The organism is Chryseobacterium sp. SORGH_AS_0447 (assembly GCF_030818695.1).
Taxonomy (GTDB): domain Bacteria; phylum Bacteroidota; class Bacteroidia; order Flavobacteriales; family Weeksellaceae; genus Chryseobacterium.
This window is the reverse complement of sequence record NZ_JAUTAR010000001.1, coordinates 3,776,567-3,796,397: the sequence shown is the minus strand read 5'-3', so window position 1 is coordinate 3,796,397 and position 19,831 is coordinate 3,776,567. Positions and strand designations below refer to the sequence as shown.

Annotated in this window: 18 protein-coding genes; 1 reads left to right on the top strand and 17 read right to left on the bottom strand. The window is 41.9% G+C overall.

The annotated features are described in order from the left end of the window. Positions 1-67: 67 nt before the first annotated feature. Entirely contained in the window at positions 68-2,899 is a 2,832-nt protein-coding gene (gene polA, locus QE422_RS17210) for a DNA polymerase I (RefSeq protein ID WP_307461144.1), read from the top strand. A 75-nt stretch (positions 2,900-2,974) separates the two neighbouring features. Here the strand turns inward: polA and QE422_RS17205 are convergent, their stop codons facing one another. The 17 genes from QE422_RS17205 to QE422_RS17130 form a co-directional block, all read right to left on the bottom strand. Continuing rightward, complete coding sequence (locus tag QE422_RS17205; RefSeq protein ID WP_307461141.1) at positions 2,975-3,388, bottom strand: hypothetical protein; 414 nt, start codon at positions 3,386-3,388, stop codon at positions 2,975-2,977. An 84-nt stretch (positions 3,389-3,472) separates the two neighbouring features. Beyond that, a complete protein-coding gene (locus QE422_RS17200) occupies positions 3,473-4,081 on the bottom strand; it encodes a hypothetical protein (protein WP_307461139.1) in 609 nt (202 codons plus the stop codon). Next, entirely contained in the window at positions 4,078-4,830 is a 753-nt protein-coding gene (locus QE422_RS17195) for a protein phosphatase 2C domain-containing protein (protein WP_307461137.1), read from the bottom strand. The genes QE422_RS17200 and QE422_RS17195 overlap by 4 nt, the downstream gene beginning before the upstream one ends. Before the next feature lie 165 nt (positions 4,831-4,995). Then, a complete protein-coding gene (locus tag QE422_RS17190) occupies positions 4,996-5,394 on the bottom strand; it encodes an immunity 22 family protein (RefSeq protein ID WP_307461135.1) in 399 nt (132 codons plus the stop codon). A 231-nt stretch (positions 5,395-5,625) separates the two neighbouring features. Continuing rightward, positions 5,626-6,177 (bottom strand): YdeI family protein, encoded by a 552-nt coding sequence (locus QE422_RS17185; protein WP_307461132.1) that lies wholly within the window; start codon positions 6,175-6,177, stop codon positions 5,626-5,628. 6 nt (positions 6,178-6,183) lie between these two features. Continuing rightward, positions 6,184-6,672 (bottom strand): STM3941 family protein, encoded by a 489-nt coding sequence (locus QE422_RS20025; protein WP_373463412.1) that lies wholly within the window; start codon positions 6,670-6,672, stop codon positions 6,184-6,186. Positions 6,673-6,722: 50 nt separating this feature from the next. Beyond that, entirely contained in the window at positions 6,723-7,202 is a 480-nt protein-coding gene (locus QE422_RS17180) for a hypothetical protein (RefSeq protein ID WP_307461130.1), read from the bottom strand. A 33-nt stretch (positions 7,203-7,235) separates the two neighbouring features. Continuing rightward, entirely contained in the window at positions 7,236-7,526 is a 291-nt protein-coding gene (locus tag QE422_RS17175) for a type II toxin-antitoxin system RelE/ParE family toxin (RefSeq protein ID WP_307461127.1), read from the bottom strand. Continuing rightward, complete coding sequence (locus tag QE422_RS17170; protein ID WP_307461124.1) at positions 7,508-7,744, bottom strand: hypothetical protein; 237 nt, start codon at positions 7,742-7,744, stop codon at positions 7,508-7,510. Before QE422_RS17170 ends, QE422_RS17175 begins: the two co-directional genes overlap by 19 nt. A 34-nt stretch (positions 7,745-7,778) precedes the next feature. Next, on the bottom strand, positions 7,779-9,494 hold the full coding sequence (locus QE422_RS17165; RefSeq protein ID WP_307461121.1) for an ATP-binding protein: 1,716 nt from the start codon (positions 9,492-9,494) through the stop codon (positions 7,779-7,781). A 6-nt stretch (positions 9,495-9,500) separates the two neighbouring features. Further along, positions 9,501-10,610: a sensor protein KdpD gene (locus QE422_RS17160; protein ID WP_307461119.1), complete on the bottom strand. Its 1,110-nt coding sequence runs from the start codon at positions 10,608-10,610 to the stop codon at positions 9,501-9,503. 269 nt (positions 10,611-10,879) lie between these two features. Continuing rightward, the gene (locus tag QE422_RS17155; RefSeq protein WP_307461117.1) at positions 10,880-11,965 is read right to left on the bottom strand and encodes a porin; all 1,086 of its coding nucleotides are present in this window, start codon (positions 11,963-11,965) and stop codon (positions 10,880-10,882) included. A gap of 346 nt (positions 11,966-12,311) precedes the next feature. Further along, positions 12,312-12,860, bottom strand: a complete 549-nt coding sequence (locus tag QE422_RS17150; RefSeq protein ID WP_307461115.1) for a potassium-transporting ATPase subunit C — start codon at positions 12,858-12,860, stop codon at positions 12,312-12,314. A gap of 169 nt (positions 12,861-13,029) precedes the next feature. Beyond that, the gene (kdpB, locus tag QE422_RS17145) at positions 13,030-15,069 is read right to left on the bottom strand and encodes a potassium-transporting ATPase subunit KdpB (RefSeq protein WP_307461112.1); all 2,040 of its coding nucleotides are present in this window, start codon (positions 15,067-15,069) and stop codon (positions 13,030-13,032) included. A gap of 150 nt (positions 15,070-15,219) precedes the next feature. Further along, the gene (gene kdpA, locus QE422_RS17140) at positions 15,220-16,914 is read right to left on the bottom strand and encodes a potassium-transporting ATPase subunit KdpA (RefSeq protein ID WP_307461110.1); all 1,695 of its coding nucleotides are present in this window, start codon (positions 16,912-16,914) and stop codon (positions 15,220-15,222) included. A gap of 855 nt (positions 16,915-17,769) precedes the next feature. Next, positions 17,770-19,095: a sigma-54 dependent transcriptional regulator gene (locus tag QE422_RS17135; protein ID WP_307461108.1), complete on the bottom strand. Its 1,326-nt coding sequence runs from the start codon at positions 19,093-19,095 to the stop codon at positions 17,770-17,772. A 170-nt stretch (positions 19,096-19,265) separates the two neighbouring features. Continuing rightward, positions 19,266-19,757 (bottom strand): N-acetyltransferase, encoded by a 492-nt coding sequence (locus QE422_RS17130; protein WP_307461106.1) that lies wholly within the window; start codon positions 19,755-19,757, stop codon positions 19,266-19,268. Positions 19,758-19,831 lie beyond the last annotated feature (74 nt).

The following is a 19,831-nucleotide window of genomic DNA, read 5'->3' as shown; positions in this document are numbered from 1 at the left end:
TTTCCGAATCTCGGGTTTCAGTTGAAAAAAGAAAACTAATTCCTTATCTTTGTTCTTTATGGAAAATATGGACGCAACACAGGATAAAAGGCTCTTTCTCATCGATGCCTATGCAATGATTTTCAGGGGATATTACGCATTGATCAGAAGCCCTCGGATCACCAGTGCCGGACTGGACACTTCTGCCATCTTCGGTTTTACCAATTCTTTGATCGAACTGATCCGTAGGGAGAGACCGACCCATCTTGCCGTTGTGTTCGATGTTGGGGAAGCCAGTGTAAGAACCTCCGATTTTCTTGAATACAAAGCCAACCGGAGCGAAACGCCTGAAGCCATTACGGCGGCGATCCCTTACATTCACCGGATCCTGCAGGCTATGCACATTCCGATTCTGGGCGTGCCCGGATATGAAGCCGATGACGTGATCGGAACCATTGCCTGCAAAGCGGAGAAAGAAGGCTATACGACCTTTATGGTAACGCCGGATAAAGATTTTGCCCAGTTGGTTACCGATAAGATAAAAATCTACAAACCCGGACTAAAAGGAAGCGAAGTTGAAATTTTAGGCGTGGAAGAAGTAAAAGCCAAATACCAGATTGAGAGGCCTAAACAGGTCATCGATTTCCTTGCGATGATGGGCGATTCGGTCGATAACATTCCCGGTCTTGATGGAGTGGGTGAAAAGACCGCAATGAAATTCCTGAAAGAATACGGAAGCATTGAAAACCTGCTGGCCAACACCCATGAACTGAAAGGGAAGCTGAAAGAAAAAGTAGAAGCTTCGGCAGAGCGAGGCATCCTGTCTAAAAAGTTGGCGACCATCATCTGCGATGCACCGGTGGAATTCCATCAGGAACAGTATGACCTGGAAACTCCGGATTTTGAAAAAGTAAAGGAAGTCTTCGATGAAATCGAGTTCAGAAGACTGTACGATAATTTATACAGAGCTTTTGCGCCGATCGTTACCGGAACAGCAACCGTGGAAGTTACCGTCACCGAAACGACACCGCAGCAGAAAGTCGCTCAGGCAGTAGGTCAGCTGGACCTTTTTGCTACGTATGAAGAAATGGACCAGGCAGCCGGAACGAAATCAACCATCGAGCACAATGATCATCTGTATCAGTTTGTAGATAATCCGAAAGCACAGAAAATGCTTGTGAGAAATCTTTTACAGCAGAGGGTGGTATGTTTCGATATGGAAACTACTTCACTGAATGAGCTGGAAGCCGAACTGGTAGGTATGAGCTTTTCTTATAAAAAAGGATTGGCGTATTACGTTCCGCTTTCTGAAGACCAGGGAGAAGTGTTGCAGACTTTGGAAATTTTCAGGCCGTTCTTTGAAAAGGAAGACCTTCTGAAAGTGGCGCATAACCTGAAATTCGACTATAAAATTCTGAGAAGATATAATATTACCGTAAAAGGAGCGATGTTTGACACCATGATCGCCCATTACCTACTGAACCCGGATGGCAGACACGGAATGGATTACCTTTCCGAAATCTACTTAGGCTATAAACCGGTTTCCATCGAAACCATCATCGGAAAGAAAGGCAAAAACCAGGGCAACTTCCGGGATGCGGATCTGAGAACCCAAACCGATTATGCAGCAGAAGATGCCGACGTAACGTTCCAGTTGTACGAGCTTTTTGCTCCGCAGTTAAAGAAGGAAAATTTGGAAGATCTGTTCTTCAACATTGAAATGCCGCTGATGGAAGTTCTTGCTAAAATGGAACTCGCAGGGATTTCACTGGACGAAAAATGGCTGGCGCAGGAAAGCATTGACCTGGAAAATGACCTGAGACAGCTGGAAGCCAAAATATTTGAACTTTCCGGAGAAGAATTCAACGTCAACTCCCCAAAACAGCTCGGTGAAATCCTGTTTGAAAAAATGCAGCTAGACCCAAAGGCCAAGAAAACCAAAACCGGGCAGTACGCGACTTCGGAAGATATCCTTCAAAAACTGGCCACCAAGCATGAAATCATCCAGCATATTTTAGAATATAGGACTTATCAGAAATTAAAATCAACATATGTGGATGCCCTGCCGTCCCAGATTGAAAAATCGGACAACCGGGTGCATACCAATTTCTCCCAGACCACTGCCGCAACAGGCCGTCTGGCGAGTGTTAACCCGAACCTGCAAAACATCCCGATCCGGACGTTGAGAGGCCAGCAGATCCGTGGAGCATTTGTGGCTGGCGAAGGGAAAAAGATTATCTCTGCCGATTATTCCCAGATCGAGCTGCGTCTGATTGCTGAGATTTCCGGCGAAGACAACATGATCAAAGCCTTCCAAGACGGGGAAGATATTCACGCTTCCACGGCGGCAAAACTCTTCAATATTCCATTGGAAGAAGTATCCAAAATCCAGAGAAGCCAGGCCAAAACCGTTAATTTCGGGATTTTATACGGTCAGGGTGCCTTTGCTTTGGCAGAGCAGACCGGATTGTCCAGAAGTGAGGCTAAACAGATGATCGAAGCCTATTTCGAAACCTACTCAAAATTGAAAGCTTACATGGCAGACCAGGTGAAAAAAGCCCGTGAAATTGGTTATGTGGAAACCATCCTGGGAAGGAAGCGCCACCTGAAAGACATCAGTTCCGGTAACTTTGTCGTTCGTGCCCATGCCGAAAGGAACGCCGTTAACGCTCCGATCCAGGGAAGTGCCGCCGACGTGGTGAAAATGGCAATGATCAAGATCCAGAAAGAATTTGAAAAAGAAAAACTGCAGACCAGAATGCTCTTGCAGGTTCATGACGAATTGGTTTTCGAATCTCCAATAGAAGAAGTGGAACTGGCCGTCAACATCATCAAAATGGAAATGGAAAATGCCATTGAAACCCAGGTTCCGCTATTGGTGGAAGTAGGAGTGGGAGAGAACTGGCTGGAAGCGCATTAATAAACTACATTAAACAAATCAAATGCTTCGGCTTTCATTCCATAATATCTGGAATAAAGCCGAAGCATTTTTATTTTATCTTCTTCTTGAGGGAGAACTTCTGGTGTGTGGCTTTACATAAGTTCCGTCTTTTCGAGTATATCCTTTTACATGAACTGATCCGCCGGATGATGATGACCTGCTTGACCTGTATGAAGAGTATGTAGAAGTTGGATAACTTGTTTCAGTATAATTGCTGTATTTTGTGTAAGAAGGATTGTATGCCCAGCCGGAATATTCTTTCCATTTAATCCTTTTATAGTTTTTCTTATCAGGCTGAGAGGAAAGATAAACCTGACTTCCTTTAGGTATTGTCGTTATTACAGATGCAGAGTCACTGGAATTGTACATTTTTACATCTTCATTTAAGAGTACTGTGTAATAATTCGTTGAGCACGAAGTTGTGATCAGGAAAACAGATAAAAAGAAAAGTAAACTTCTAAAATTCATGGTATAATTATTTTATTAAGACAAATTTATCTTATACCTTCTTCATAAAATTACGGGTTTTCGTAAAATCATACACTTCTTAAATTAATTGTTTATCATCTTAATCTCTTTTTCCATTCTCTCTTCCCAGCCTTTTCCGTTTCTTTTTTCAAGATACGGCTGAACGGTCTCTTTGTATTTTTCCTGACCTTTTATTTCGAGAGCATCAACTGTGCAGCCGGTATTCTGATATTGGATTCCATACTTTTGGTGAATACTGTCAATTTTTCCATCCCATTCATTTGGAATAGCAAAACCGCCAGCATGCCTGAATATAATATGACCATTCTTAACATCTTTTTGAGCCTGCTGGATATATTCGTTTTCAATCTGCACAATTGCTTTTTCAGCTGAAAGGTAAGAATCGATGGAAATATAGATAAAATAACCAGATAAAAAACTGCATAATATGATGTAAACTAAAAGAAACCGATTCTTGGCAGTAAGATTTTTAATTTTCAGCGTGCTGATCATCCATGAAATCAATGCCAGAAATGCTAATGTGATAAGAAGATAGAGAATGTCATTCCACTGAACATAGTTCCAAAAGCTCATATACCAAGGATAGTTAAGAAGAGCAATTCCTAAAATATAGGAACAGAAAACCATCGTCAAGACAAGACCGTTGATAATAAGCAATTTTTTTGAAATCATCCATTAAATTTTTTAGGATTTATCACTCTTATTACAGCCAGATCATCCGTTGGTTTCATTCCATAATGATGCTCCAGTTTCTTTAATTTCCGGAAAAGCATTTCCCCGGAATCATGATATTCATTGTTAATACAAAGATAATCAACCGGATGAATGTTTTCCTCTGTACTTGTTCTAATCACTCTAGAAAATGTATCGATGCCATCGGTGGCAATGGAAACGTCCTGAAGGTCAGTAAAAGTAATGATCTGAGTCTGATTTTGATACCAATCTTCGAAATCTTCTTTAAGATGATAGGCAAAATAATCAGGTTTATTTCCGTTTTCAAATTCAGTGATTTTTCCGTTGATGCAGACCAATCCGTCTCCTATGCACAAGACCATTCCCTGATTTTCTTTTTGATCGTACAGAAGAAGAATCAGTGTAGTCAGCAGTTCCTTTTCATCCAAAAGCAATGCATTTTTTACAGCAGCCATTTCGTTAAAAAGATGTTTCAGGATATCCTTCAGTTCTTCTTCGAGAGGATTTTGGCCATTCTTGCAATACATTTCTTCATAACTTTTGCCTGTACAGATTTTGCGGAGGATTTTTCCGGTAAGGGCAGAAGCAAACTGGCTTTCCATCGCAGTCGAACAGCCATCCATTACGGCACAGAGTATTTTATGGCTTCCAATGGATTTGGTAATCAGGAAATCTTCACAGTGGTTGAGGTGGTAGTCGCCGATTTGCAGTGCAGAGTAGATATTCATGGTACAGCAAAAATACACAATCTCCTGTTCTGTAAAGTATTATTTTGAATTCAGATAAAATTAATTTGATAATAATTTTCGCTTTACTCTCGGTAACTTATAAAAACTTCTATCTTCATAGAATATCACAGAACTATCAAAGTTCTGACATCATCCACGGCCTTTTTAGACACTGAATTCAATCCCGCCCACGTAAGCCAGCGAGAAAAAGTCGTCCTCCACGGAAACCGGCTTCGGAACCTGTCCGCTGTTTAAAAAGATAATGCAGTTTACCTCAAATTTCAGATTGATTTCATTCAGCCGGTTCACCAGGATCGGGAGCCATTGCTCGGCAAAAGAATAATCGGCGAACTTTTCGTAAATCGTACGGTTTCCGGCCTCAAAACCATATTCTACAAAGTCATGTTCCAGCCACACCGTATCCTGCGAAGCTGCAAATTTTGAAATATGGATGTCATCGGATTCTTCCAGAAGATAATAGTTCTCATCTTCCTCTACAAAATCATAAAAATCTTCCTCACTCTGAAAATTTCCTACCCAAAAATCTAATGTATCCGTATTCATTGGTTCTTTTTTTCTGAATTAAAGGTTCAAAGGTATGATAATCTGAGAAAAAATGGACGGTAATTTTTCTGAAATTATCAAGGATACGGGAGGCTTGGGGTCTTATAAACCTCATAGGTTTTCAAAACCTATGAGGTTTAATCCGATAACTGGAATTATAAAGCAGTATTCTTAAGGAAAAGAAGCTATCAAGAATTACGTTACCAGCCACATCATAAAACACTCATTACATTACCCTTTTCCCATTTCACTTTCCCGGATGGTCTTTTCAAGCCTCGAAACTCTCGTTTTCTCCTGTTTCGCGCCCATAATCCAATGCAGCACTACTTTTTGATAGGACGGAGCCTGATTGATGAAAAAATCCCAGGCCTTTTTGTTGGCCTTAAACTGTTTTTCAAATGCCGGATCGAGTACAGCGGGTTCTTTTTCATGGGAATACACCGCCGATCTTTCTTCTTTTCGTAAGGCAAAAGCTTTCAGGCCGGCTTCAGTCATCAGTCCGGTGGTGGTCAGTTCTTCCATTTTCCGGATATTGACGGCACTCCAGATGCTGGTCGGTTTTCTGGGGGTAAACCGGATGCTATAGCTTTCCTCATCAATTGATCTTCTCACCCCGTCAATCCACCCGAAGCATAAAGCCTGGTCCACCGATTCCGGCCAGGTCATTGAAGTTTTCCCGGTTCCGACTTTATAAAAGCCGACCAGTAGTTCCTTTTCGGTCTGATGGTTTTTCTCGAGCCATTGGCGGAATTCCTGAGGAGTATGAAAGAAGGTGGGTTTCATTTTTTACTAGGTATTATTATTTTTCAGGTAGGAGTTCAGAATTACAATTAATTTTTTTGTCTTAATATTTAATAAATTAGTTTGTATTGCATATTTGACATTCTCAAATGGTGAAAAAGTACCAGCAGTCAATTTATTTTTTTTCATCACAATATTTATTTGCTCTGAAGTTTTAATCCCTCTGTAAGAATTTGAAGTTATATAAAAACTTGCTATATTTTTAAACGGTACATATGTTGGTTTTATAAGGGGATCAAAAATAATAATTTCAACATTATTAATCGTAAGCAATGGCTTTCTGCGACATAAAAGCAGTACGGAATAGATTATTCCAAAAGAAAAAAGCAGAAATCCAAAATGGCTTATCATTATGACGAATAAACTGTTATATGTGACTTTTTCATAGAAATGAATAAATAGATAAACAAAAACAGAGGATAGAATGAGGAGGAATGTACTTTTTAATTTGTTTGAAAAGAAATGGATTTCATTCATAAAATTATATTACTAGAACGATTTGGATCTTAATAAATTTCGCTTTCATATTAATAAAATCTTCTGCTTCTGCCTTCCAATAGGTTTTCAAACAAGGAAACCTGTTCGGTATTAAGGTTATGCAATGTTATCGTTCGGCTTCTTGCGTTAAGGTATTCAGGATAATAAACAAGCTTTATCTGATTTGAACTGATTTTATATTCTCGTAGCAAGGTAGGCTTTCTGGTATTTTTTCTGTCTGAATTGGAAAACAAAAGATTAATCACCCGAAACGGAATCACGCTAAAGCCTTTTGAAAATAAGAATATGGAGTTGTCATTGATCAGAATATCAAAAGAACACCACTCATATTTTTTCTTAAACGTTCCTTCATTGGTAAAAATAGTACCACTTATATTTTTCAGTTCAACAGTATCCGCGAGTTTACAGGTTTCAACAATTTTATTTTTCTCTACAAAATAGTAAATGGTTTTACCAATGGCAAATATGAAAAGCACGATAAAAAAGTAGGGGAGAATGTTCTCAGACATGTATTAGTTTTATGGGGTTCATGAATTTTCATATTAGAAAGTCTGCTCATCCTTTCTACAGTCCCAAATAGAGAGTACAACCAATTCTGAATCAGAAAACTCATAAAATATCAAGTAATTACGAACTATTTTTACCCGTACATCACCGTAATCAGTTTTTCTTCCTATCTTAGGGTTTTCAGTGAGTAACTGAAGTGTACTTATAATAAGTTTATTAAGTTTGATGCTGAACGTTTTAGACCGGTTCCGGATAATCCAGTACTCAAGAATATCCTTTCTTTCAGTTTGTGCCTTTTTCGTCCATATTATTTTTCTTTTAACCATTGCTCAATATCCTGGTTAGCTTGATCATCAGTAAGAAACGCAGAGTTTTTATATTCTTCCTGCCCTTCTGCAATACGGTCTTTTTGGGAATTGGTAAGAATATAATCACCGGACGCTAGTTCAAAATCCAAAAGCTTCTGAAGCTCTGCAATAATTCCCGGTTCTTTCAGCTGTGCAATTCTCTGAATCAAATCAATTTTTAAATCTGATGTATTCATCTGTTTGAATTTATATCAAATGTAAAAAAATTATTTAAACCAAAGGAAGTAAAAAATAAAAAGTACTTCCTTGATTCGGTGAACTTTTCACGCCGATTTCGCCATGCTGTTTTTCGATGAAATTCTTGGAAATGGCCAGTCCGAGGCCGGTGCCGTTCTGGTGTTCGCCCGGAACCTGGAAGTAGCGGTCAAAAACCTGGCGGTGGTATTTTTCATCGATTCCCTTTCCGGTATCGGTGATGCTGAATCTGATTTTCGATCCCGCTTTTTCCACGGCAATCCGGATGCTTTCATCCTGGAAGGAATGCTTGATGGCATTGCTCAGGAAATTATTCATCACCCAGACGGTTTTGTCGAAATCGGCCAGGACAAGATCCTGATCATCAATAAGAAAGTGAGGTATGATGGAAATGTTTTTCTGTTCGGCCAGTTTTTCCACATTTTTAACGGCAGCAGCCACCATTTCTTTCGGCTGGCAGTTTTCAATATTCAGGCGGATGTTTCCCGTTTCCACCTGGGATAAATTGAGGAGTTCGCCAGTGATGTCGAGCAGCCTTTGCCCGTCTTCGTTGATGCTCTTCAGCAGTTCCTGCTGCTGTTCGTTCAGTTCCCCGAATTTCTGATTTTCTAAGAGCTGTACACCCATTTTTATCGCAGAAATAGGAGTTTTAAGCTCGTGGGAGATCGTGGCGATGAAATTGGTTTTGGCAAAATCCAATTCTTTGAAAGGCGTAATATTCCTGAGAAGAATAACCCTGCCAATGTATTTTCTCTCTTTTTCACCTGTTTTCACAATATTAATCGGAATGATGTCCTGCTCAAAATAATTTTCCTTGTTATCGGAAACAATCTTAATCGGCTCTTTTACCGGAGTATCTACATTTTTCAGCAATTCCCGGATCAGATCATTGTTGACGGCCACTTCATGCGCGGTTTTTCCAATGATATCGTCCTTATTCAGCCCGGTGATCTTCAAAGCTTCATCATTGATCATATAGATGAAGTGGTTTTCGTCCAGCCCAATAACGGCATCATGCATATTGTTCACCAGGGTCTCGATCCGCTTTTTATCCATCAGCTGTTCCGAAAGGCTGCTGCTTTCGTATTCCTGAAGCTTTTCCGCCATCACGTTGAAGGAATGGGCAAGGTCATTAAATTCTTCGCTCCCTTTAAAATGCACCCTTTCACTATAATTTTTATTGGCGATCTGCCGGATGCTGAACGTAAGCTGCCGAATCGGTTCTGCAATGGTCTGCGGAAGATTGAACAGTAATACAGCGGCAATTAAGAAGCAAACCGTTCCCAGGCAGGCAATCCAGAATGTGGCATTTCCGGCGGTGATGATGGCGATATCGCTTTTACGCTCAATCCCTTTCATATTCAGCGACATGATGGTCACCAGATCTTCACGGATCAGCTTTTCCTTTTCGGCTGTCGGCTGCTGAAGATAGCTTTTAAAATGTAAATTAAGATTTTGCGTGGCTTCCTTTTCTCCGAATTCCGTTAAGTTTTTTTCCTGCAAGGCCGTATTTTTCTGAAAGTCTTTAACGGCTACCGTACTGTCGGTCTGTATTTTATCCAAAGCCAGCAGCATATTTTTGGAGAATTCGATACTGTTGTAATTGGCATTGAGGATTTTTTCCGTATCCGATTTCAATTTGTTGATATATACGGTACCGATGACCGATAGCAAAACGATCAGTACGAATAAAAGACCTACGCCCAGGGTGAGCTTTGTTTTAAGTTTCATTGTATTCTAAGATAAAATAATAATATCCACCTGTCGTTCATTCAGCCGGTTCATCAGCGCATACACCCAGCTGTACCCGAAAATCCTTTGCAACAGGTTCTCGTGAGGCTTTCCGATACAGACAGTGGTCATATTATGTTCAGTCACATAATTCAGAATGCCGTTATGAACGCTGCTGTCTTTCAACCGGACCACCTTGGCGCCCAATTCCTGTGCTAAATTAAAATTATTAATTAAAAAACGCTGCTTGTTCAGGGCGATTTTTTCAGGGTTTTCGGAAGGTTTCTGGATATAGAGTACGGTCCACGGACTGTTGTAATAACTGGCCAGCCTGGCGGTTTTCCGGATGATGTTCCTGGCAATTTTTTCGTTGCTGCTGATGCAGGCGAGGAATTTTACGGGTTTGAAGCTTTCGGTCTTTATCTCAGTCTCCACCTTTCTTTCTACATGGGTGGCGACTTCCTTTAAAGCCAGCTCGCGGAGCTGAAGGATGTGCCCGCTCTGGAAAAAGTTGCTCAGGGCGGTCTGAATTTTTTCTTTCTTGTAAATCTTTCCTTCCTTCAGCCTTGTCAGCAGCTCATCAGCAGTTAAGTCGATATTCACCACTTCATCAGCCAAAGCCAGTATTTTATCGGGTACTCGTTCCGAAACTTCGATGCCGGTAATTTTTTTTACCTCTTCATTCAGGCTTTCAATATGCTGGATATTCATGGCGCTGATCACATTGATCCCGTTATCCAGAATTTCCAGTACATCCTGCCATCTTTTTTTATTTTTGGAACCTTCAATATTGGCGTGGGCCAGCTCATCCACCAGCACCACTTCGGGATGAGTATTAATGATCGTCTGAAGGTCCATCTCTTCCAGGTTTTTTCCTTTATAGAAAGAAGATCTTCTCGGAATTTCAGGAATGCCGGCTGTAAGGGCTACCGTTTCTTCCCGTCCGTGGGTTTCGATATAACCGATTTTCACATCAATGCCGCTCCGCAACAGGGCATGGGCTTCCTGTAGCATCCGGAAGGTCTTTCCCACACCGGCACTCATCCCGATGTAAATCTTGAATTTTCCTTTCCGGGATTTCTGGATCAGTTCTAAAAAATCTGTTGCTGACGACATGGATTTTATTTTTTTGAGATTGAATTTTTGCATTGTATTAGATGCTGGGTGCTGAGAGAGAAGATGGAAGCTTTTAGAAAGCAGCTTTAAAGAACTAGTAGTTGATTGGAGTCGAAGTCACGCAATCATCTGTGAGAATTTGTGTAAATCTGTTGTTAATAAAATTATACATTTACTAAACATCCTGCTTCCCTCATCCTGCGTCAGCCTTTTAAACAATCATCTGTCGCTCACTAACTTCCAGCATCCATCACCCAGCTTCCATCTTATCAAAACCAGGCCGCCAGGCTCGTTGTTATAAAGAAGTTTCCTTTTCTAAACTCGTCATTTTTCATAAAAATGGCATCTTTGGAACTGAAGCTCCTTGCTTCCGTACGGAAAACGATGTTTTTAGAGATGGCATAATCCAAATTCAGGGAATAGCCGAAAGTCTGGAATCCGTTCGGGGTCTTGGTATTGATGATCACGCCGTTTTTATCGTTATAGTACTCAAGTCTTCCGGCTAGTACCCAACGCTTGTCCAGCTGATATTTCAACAGAACATTCGGGGAATACCAGAGATTATAGCTTTCGCTGCCTTTCTCTTTCTGTTCGGCACCGATATCGAATCCGAGGGTGGTGGAAAACTGATCGGTCAGCTGGAATGTTCCGAAAAGGTCATGGAAATACCGCATCCTTTTTTCGGACTTCGCCTTATCGTTTCCGATAAACGAACTGCTGTTCAGGGTGATCTTTTCATTCGGCTTATACGTCAGCTGATGTCCGAAAGAAACCGTCTGATTGCCTTCCGGTTTGGCAATCCGCTGCCACCCGTTGAGAACAAGCCCGCTCAGGAACCACTTTCCGTTATCCGAAGTATAGGAAATCCTGGCGCCGGTCTCAAAATACGGCGAATTTTCAGCGGCAAGGCTCCGGGTCAGGTTGGTGTTGTCTTTCCCGATGGCACTTTCCCAGCCGATGTGCGAAGGCATGATCCCGGCATCGATCCAGAGGTTTTTTGTTTTTGAAATCTTTACGCCGATATTGGCTTCATTAACGTAGCGTAATGCTTCCTGTTCTGCGGCCATATTATCCTGGGCATAGGTTCCGGCCATCAAAGCCACATTTGCCCGGAAATTGTCGTCCTGATAAGAACCCTTTACGAATCCGAGGTTGAGGTTCACCTCATTGTGGCGGTTGTAGGAATACAGGAAATTCTGCCGGATATGATTGGACGATTCATTGAAATCATAGGTATAGAACAGTTCGGCATAAGCGGAAAAGGTAATTTTATTATTTGTTTTTACAGAGTCTGCCGACTGTGCTTTCGGGAAAAAGATTCCTAGCAGGATACTGGCAACGATATATTTTTTCATGGGTGATGAGGGTACAGCAAATACTGTACATAATTGGATTAATTTAAATGGTTTGAAAGGTTTATTTTTTCAGATCTGTTCTATTGGTAATTGACGCAAAGGCTGATACTTGTTTCCGCATCTTTTACAGGGAGCAAAGTAGGATGGCGAAGCCGCCGATAAAGCGTAGGAATAATGTGTGCGCTTCATCAGATCATCCTGCTGATCTTCTCTTTGCCTCGTTACACTGTGCATCAGCAATTAAAAACTTTGCATTAAAAAACCGCTGAGTGATACCTGGAAATTTTTAGTCCTTTCGCCTTTAAGACAAGATTAATGATAAACTAAAATATGGGGCAACTCCTTATTACTTTAATTCATTCAGTGCGATATTCAGTTTCAGGACATTCACTTTTGAAGGCCCGAAAAGAGATTCTTCCGTTTGTCTGGCAATCAGGCTTTCGATTTTCTCCAACGGGATCTTTCTTTCTTTTGCGATTCTTCTGGCCTGATAAGCGGCACCTTCAGGCGAGATATCGGGATCCAGTCCGCTGCCGCTGGCGCTTACCAGCTCTACAGGAACTTTTACCTGCTGCATTTCCGGGTTCTGCATTTTCAGTGTGTCGATTCTTTTCTGAACCGTCTGCAGGTATTCTTCATTGCTTGGTCCTTTGTTGCTTCCCGCACTTCCGGCCGCATTGTAATCCACAGCAGACGGCCGGCCGTGGAAATATTCCGGCGATTTGAATTCCTGGCCGATGTTGGCGTAAAACTTCTGTCCTTTGTAATGGATGATCTCGGCATTTCCCTGGGTCGGTAATACTTTGGACCCTGCGTAAACGATGCCTAGATAAATTCCGACGATCACAAGCATAACCAAAGTCAGTCGTAAGGCGGATAAAATATGGTTTTTCATTGTTCTAAATTTTTGTTGTTATGGAAAGGATGGGTGATGGAAGCTTGATGATGGAAGTCACTTTAGTTATAATTAATATAAAGCCTTTATCTTATTATCATTTAATAAATTAAAACGGTATATTATCAACTTCCAGCATCCATCACCCATCTTCCATCTTTCAGCTTTATTAAAAAAACAGGCTGATCACCAGATCGATGAGCTTGATCCCGATAAACGGGGCGATAATCCCGCCCAGGCCGTAAATCAGAAGGTTTCTTCTCAGCAGGGCACTGGCGCCGATCGGTTTGTAGGCCACGCCTTTCAGAGCCAGCGGAATCAGGATCGGGATGATGATCGCATTAAAAATAATCGCCGACAGAATAGCCGATTCGGGGCTGTGAAGGTTCATGATGTTCAGTTTTTGCAAAGCCGGGATAAAGGTGATGAACAAAGCCGGGATGATGGCGAAATATTTGGCCACATCATTTGCGATACTAAAGGTCGTAAGCGTTCCGCGGGTCATCAGCAGCTGTTTCCCGATTTCTACGATCTCGATCAGTTTCGTTGGGTCGTTATCCAAATCCACCATGTTTCCGGCTTCTTTGGCCGCCTGGGTTCCGCTGTTCATGGCAACGCCTACATCGGCCTGGGCAAGGGCGGGCGCATCATTGGTCCCGTCGCCCATCATGGCAACCAGCTTCCCTTCCTGCTGTTCCTTTTTGATGTAGTTCATCTTGTCTTCCGGTTTCGCTTCGGCAATAAAATCATCCACCCCGGCTTTTTCAGCGATAAATTTTGCGGTTAAAGGGTTGTCACCGGTAACCATCACGGTTTTTACACCCATTTTTCTCAGTCGTTGGAAACGTTCCTGGATCCCGGTTTTGATGATGTCCTGAAGTTCGATGACGCCCCAGACTTTTTCATTCACGGAAACCACCAGCGGCGTTCCGCCGTTTTCCGAAATTTTGGTAACCGCTTCTTGGGTTTCCTGCGGGAAAATATTTCCTGCTTTCTCCGTTAATTTCTTAATCGTATCATACGCTCCTTTACGGATTTTTGTGTTTTCAAAATCAATGCCTGAAGTCCGGGTTTCTGCCGTAAAATCGATGTATGTGGGGTTGGGAACCAATAGATCTTCGGGTTTCAGCTGGCTGAGTTCGATAATGGACTTTCCTTCCGGCGTTTCATCGGCGACTGAGCTCAGCGCAGAAGCTTTGATGAATTCTTCCATCTGGATATTGTGGGAAGGGTGGAATTGGGTGGCCTTACGGTTTCCAATCGTGATGGTTCCTGTCTTGTCCAGCAGGAGAACATCAATATCGCCGGCTGTTTCCACGGCTTTACCGCTTTTGGTGATCACATTGGCTCTCAGGGCACGGTCCATTCCCGCAATCCCGATCGCAGAGAGCAGGCCGCCGATCGTTGTCGGGATCAGACAAACGAAAAGTGAAATAAATGCTGCGATGGTGATCGGCGTCTGCGCATAATCTGCAAAAGGTTTCAGGGTAACCGTTACGATGATGAATGTCAGCGTAAATCCGGCCAATAATATAGTGAGTGCGATTTCGTTGGGTGTTTTCTGCCGGGAAGCGCCTTCTACCAGCGCGATCATTTTGTCGAGGAAAGATTCTCCCGGCCGGGTGGTAACTTTCACTTTAATTCGGTCCGAAAGGACTTTGGTACCGCCGGTAACGGAACTTTTATCACCGCCGGCTTCCCGAATTACAGGGGCACTTTCCCCGGTGATGGCCGATTCGTCGATGGTCGCCAGTCCTTCGATAATTTCACCGTCCATGGGGATCTGGTCTCCGGCTTCGCAGAGAAAGATATCACCGAGCTTCATGTCGGCTGATTTTTTAAGGATGGTTTCTATCTGGAACCCCTGTTTATTATCAACAACTACTTTGGCCGGCGTTTCCTCACGCGTTTTTCTCAGCGTATCGGCCTGGGCCTTACCTCTTGCTTCGGCAATGGCTTCGGCGAAATTGGCAAAGAGGACCGTAAAAAACAGGATGATGAATACTAAAAAGTTATAAGCAAAGCTTCCCTGGGAGGTATCTCCGGTAAGGCTGAACAGGCTTACGACCAGCATGACCACCGTTCCGACTTCCACCAGGAACATGACGGGATTTTTAAACATGATTTTCGGATTCAGTTTAACAAAAGACTGTTGGATCGCTTCGTTAACCAGATCTTTCTGAAACAATGTCTGTGATTGATTTTTCATTGCTTTGAATGATTTTTTATTTTGAACCATTAAGATCTGTTAAGGAGTTAAGCTTGAATTAAGAGAATATTCAAAGAATATTGTTTGGCTCAATTATTTAAGAGCTTAGTGTTCTTAACTTCTTAAATAAAATCTTAATGGTTTAATTAATTATTTGGAAAAATGTTGTAATTGTTCTGCTATCGGTCCTAATGTAAGAGCAGGGAAGAAGGACAGGGCGGCGATCAGAAGGATGACGGCCAAGGTCATGAATCCAAACGTAGCGGTATCTGTTTTCAGCGTTCCCGCACTTTCCGGGATGTATTTTTTCTGGGCCAGCAATCCGGCAATCGCCACCGGGCCGATGATCGGGATAAACCGGGACAGCATCAGGACAATTCCTGTGGAGATGTTCCACCACGGGGTGTTGTCGCCCAGGCCTTCAAATCCGGAACCGTTGTTGGCAGAAGAGGAAGTGAATTCATACAGCATTTCGCTGAAGCCGTGGAATCCGGGATTGTTTAATGTTTTCGCTCCGAATTCGGGAAGATAAGCGGTTAAGGACGTTCCTACCAGAATTAAAAATGGGTGGAACAGAGCAACGATCATCGCAATCTTCATTTCTTTGGCTTCTATTTTCTTTCCTAAAAATTCCGGGGTCCTTCCGACCATCAGTCCGCTGATGAATACAGCCAGGATGATGAAAATAAAATAGTTCAGGATCCCGACTCCGCAGCCGCCGTAGAAGCAGTTGATCATCATTGCCAGGAGTTCGTTCATTCCGGAAAGCGGCATGGTACTGTCGTGCATGGCATTTACGGAACCGGTAGAAATCACGGTCGTTGCAATGCTCCAGTACGCGGACGAAGCACTTCCGAACCGGATTTCCTTCCCTTCCATCGCTCCGAGATGCGGATCGGTTCCCATTTCGGTAATTAAAGGGTTTCCGTGGGTTTCATTGATGATATTCGGGACAGTCAGGGCCAGGAAACCGATGGTCATGACGGTAAAGATCGTCCATGAAAGCTTTCTTTTCTTTAAATAAAAACCAAGCGCAAACACCATGGCAAAAGGAATGATCATCTGGGTCACCATCTCCGTTACATTCGTCAGGTAATTCGGGTTTTCAAGCGGATGCGCCGAGTTGGCTCCGAAGAATCCGCCTCCGTTGGTTCCTAAATGTTTAATGGCAATAAATGCCGCGGCCGGACCTCTGGAAACATCTACTTTCTGTCCTTCCAGTGTCGTAATATGGTCTTTATCCTCAAACGTCATCGGACTTCCATTGGCAGAAAGAATAAAAGCGACGATAATACTGATCGGGATCAGGATTCTGGTCATGGACCTGGTGAAGAAATCGTAAAAATTTCCCAGTTCTGTCGTAGTCTTATCTTTAAAGGCTTTAAAGAGCACGGCCATCGCTGCCATTCCCGTCGCCGCCGTTACAAACTGCAGGAACATCAGATACAGCTGGCTGAAATAACTTACGCCCGTTTCCCCGGAATAATGCTGTAAATTACAGTTCACCAGGAACGATATAGCGGTATTGAAGGCCAGATCCGGCGACATATCCGGGTTTCCGTCAGGATTCAGCGGAAGCCAGGACTGATTCAGCAGGATGAAAAATCCGATGACAAACCAGACGAGGTTGATGGCTAGCATGGCAAACATATTCTGCTTCCAGGTCATCTGTTTGTTCGGATTGATTCCTGAAATCTTGTAGATGAGATTTTCGAGAGGCTGGAAAATACTATCCGGAAAGGTTTTTTTATAGCCATACACACCGGCAATATACTTTCCGAGGAAAATACCGATCACCACTGTAATGGCAAACATGGTAATAATGCCCAAAATTTCTGTATTCATTAGGTTAGTCAGTTAAAATTTTTCGGGTTTGATGAGCACATAGCAGATGTACCCAAAAGCGAGGACGGACAGGAAAAATAAACTCCACATAGTGTTATATTTTATCAAAAAATTCAACGGATTTATAAGAGATCCAGAACAGGACGGCACTCAGTGCCAATAAACTTATCAGCATCATATCGCAACAATTAGGGTTAATAAAGTGAAAACTACGTAAGACACCATCAGCAGGCTCAGTTTCGAGTGCTTAGGTTGTGGGGACGTTTTTCTTGGAATGGTCATTTTTAAATATTTTATTCTGAACCATTGATGCCAAAATAAAGTCCAATGTGTTTAAATTTGGATTAATTAATTGATAAATAATCTGTTGTGTTGTTTCGTAAAAGATTGTAAAAATAAAAAAGCCTATCAAAATGATAGGCCCGTTATTAAAATGATAGGATGTGTAAATTAAAAATGCTGAGGTTTTATAATTTGATTTTAAGTTTCCATCAAGGTGGCTTTGACTTCGTTCAACAACCGAATTACCAGATTTCCTTTATGTTACAATACAAAAATCAAAGATTTTTGAAAGCTTTTGTGTGCTTTCTTTAGGATTAAGCATTTAACTTATTATGAGGTATCAATATCTTTTGTGACTTTTGCGGTAAAATCTCCGCGGATTGTACGGATTTTTACGGATGATATTTGTCTTTGTTAACCAGTCACTTTCATTATACTTAATAGAAAAGGGCAACATCATCCCGAGTTTGTTAAGGAAGTCGTTTTTATAACCGCATTTTCAAACGGCTTTAGCCGAAACTTAAAATCAGCAGCGATTTCAGCCTTTGTCTCAACCTCAATCTCAGCTTTATTCTACCTCAAATGATATTCTTCCAGCTTACGGTACAGCGTCGCAATCCCTATTTCAAGAAGTCTAGCGGCTTCTGCTTTATTGCCTTTGGTGTATTCCAAAACCTTTTGGATGTGTTCTTTTTCCAGAGATTTGATGCTTAATGAATCTTTTTCCGCCGGAACTTTTTCAGAATAGTGGGGAAGGCTTTCGGCATCCAGGACACGGTCATTCATCAGGATCATGCTTCTTTCCACGGTGTTTCTCAATTCGCGGATATTTCCTTTCCAGTCGTTTTTTTCGAGGGTTTTGTAATAATCCGGGTTCACCTCTACATCGGAAAGATGCAGCTTCTGAACGAATACCTCTACGAAATTTTTAGCCAAGGCTTTAAGGTCTTCTTTTCTTTCTCTGAGTGAAGGAAGCCGGATTTCAAAAATATTAAGCCTGAAATATAGGTCTTCCCGGAAATTCCCCTGCCTGATTTCTTCCTCCAGGTCACGGTTGGTTGCGGCAATCAACCGGAAATCGGATTTAGATACCTTGGTTTCTCCCATTTTGATAAATTCCCTGGTTTCGAGGACCCGCAGCAATTTGGCCTGAAGCTCGATCGGCATTTCACCGATTTCGTCCAGGAACAGGGTTCCTCCGTTGGCTTCCTCAATCAGACCTTTTTTGTCTTTAACAGCTCCGGTAAAGGCTCCGGCTTTATGCCCGAAAAGCTCGCTTTCCAGAATGTCTTTGCTGAATGCAGAGCAGTTGATGGCGACAAAGCTGTTTTTTTTCCGGTCACTGCCTTCGTGGATGGCATTGGCAAAAACCTCTTTCCCGGTTCCTGTTTCGCCGGTCAGGAGAACGGTGGCGTCGGTTAAAGCTACTTTTTCCGCCAGCTTTTTAGCCTGGAGGATCAGCGGAGAAGTACCGATGATGCTGTCGAAACCTTTTTTATTTGTGGCTTTCTGAATGATTTTAGAACGGTTGTCCTTCGCCTTTTCCATTGCTTTATAGGCCAGCGGAATAATTTTATCGTTGTCGTCACCCTTCACCAGGTAATCGTAGGCTCCGTTTTTCATCGCCTGAACAGCATCGGTGATATTCCCGAAAGCGGTCATCAGAATAATTTCCAGGTGCGGATATTTGGTTTTGATGGATTTTACCAGATCAATTCCGAAAGCATCGGGCAGCCGGACATCACTCAGGACGATATCAAATTCGTGCTGCTCCAGCATTGTCATAGCCGAGCGTGCGGTAGAGGCTTCTTTTACGTTAAAATTTTCCTGGGAAAGGATCATTCCTAATAATTTCAGGAGTTTGATCTCATCATCGATGATCAGAATGTTTCCGTGCATGGTGCGATTTTGTAAAACCGGTACAAACTTATAGAATTTATTTTGGATTAAAGTCACTTAAAAGATCAAGATTCTTTGGCCCGGATATTCTTTACAAACAAAACGCTTTACAGAGAAGGAAATTTCTGCAGGCATCATGTTTAAAATGAAACATCTTTTTTAAGCTAAAACTAATGATCTTTTTTCTCAAGTTTCAGGATGATAACCGAATCATCAGAATAAGATAAAGGTTTATTGATTTCAGCAAATCCAATTTTTTTATAGAGGGAATAGGCGCTCAGATTGATTTTTTTTACTTCCAGGTAAATATCAAGATCTTTAAATTGATGGTAGGCTTCTTCAATAGTTTTATGTATCAGACCATTTCCGATATTATTCCCCTGAAACTTCCTTTTAACATACATCTGATAAATATGACCTATATCATTTTCGTCCTTTACGAAAGTACAGATTCCTATCAGCTGATGACCTTTAAATGCCCCAATTACAAATCTTTCCCTGGTTTGGTTTTCAATATCCAGCTCCATTTTTAATTTTTCATATTTTAGGGCTTCTTCATATGTTACGCCAAAAGATTCAGGAAATTGCTGTAAACTTTCCAGGCGTACGGTTCTGTACATTTTGCTTTCTTCCGGCAGCAGTTTCCGGTATTGGATGTTCATAAATTTTGTAATTCTAAGCAGGTGAACATTTATTAATTAAAACTATAGATGCAATAATAAGGAAATTAAACATT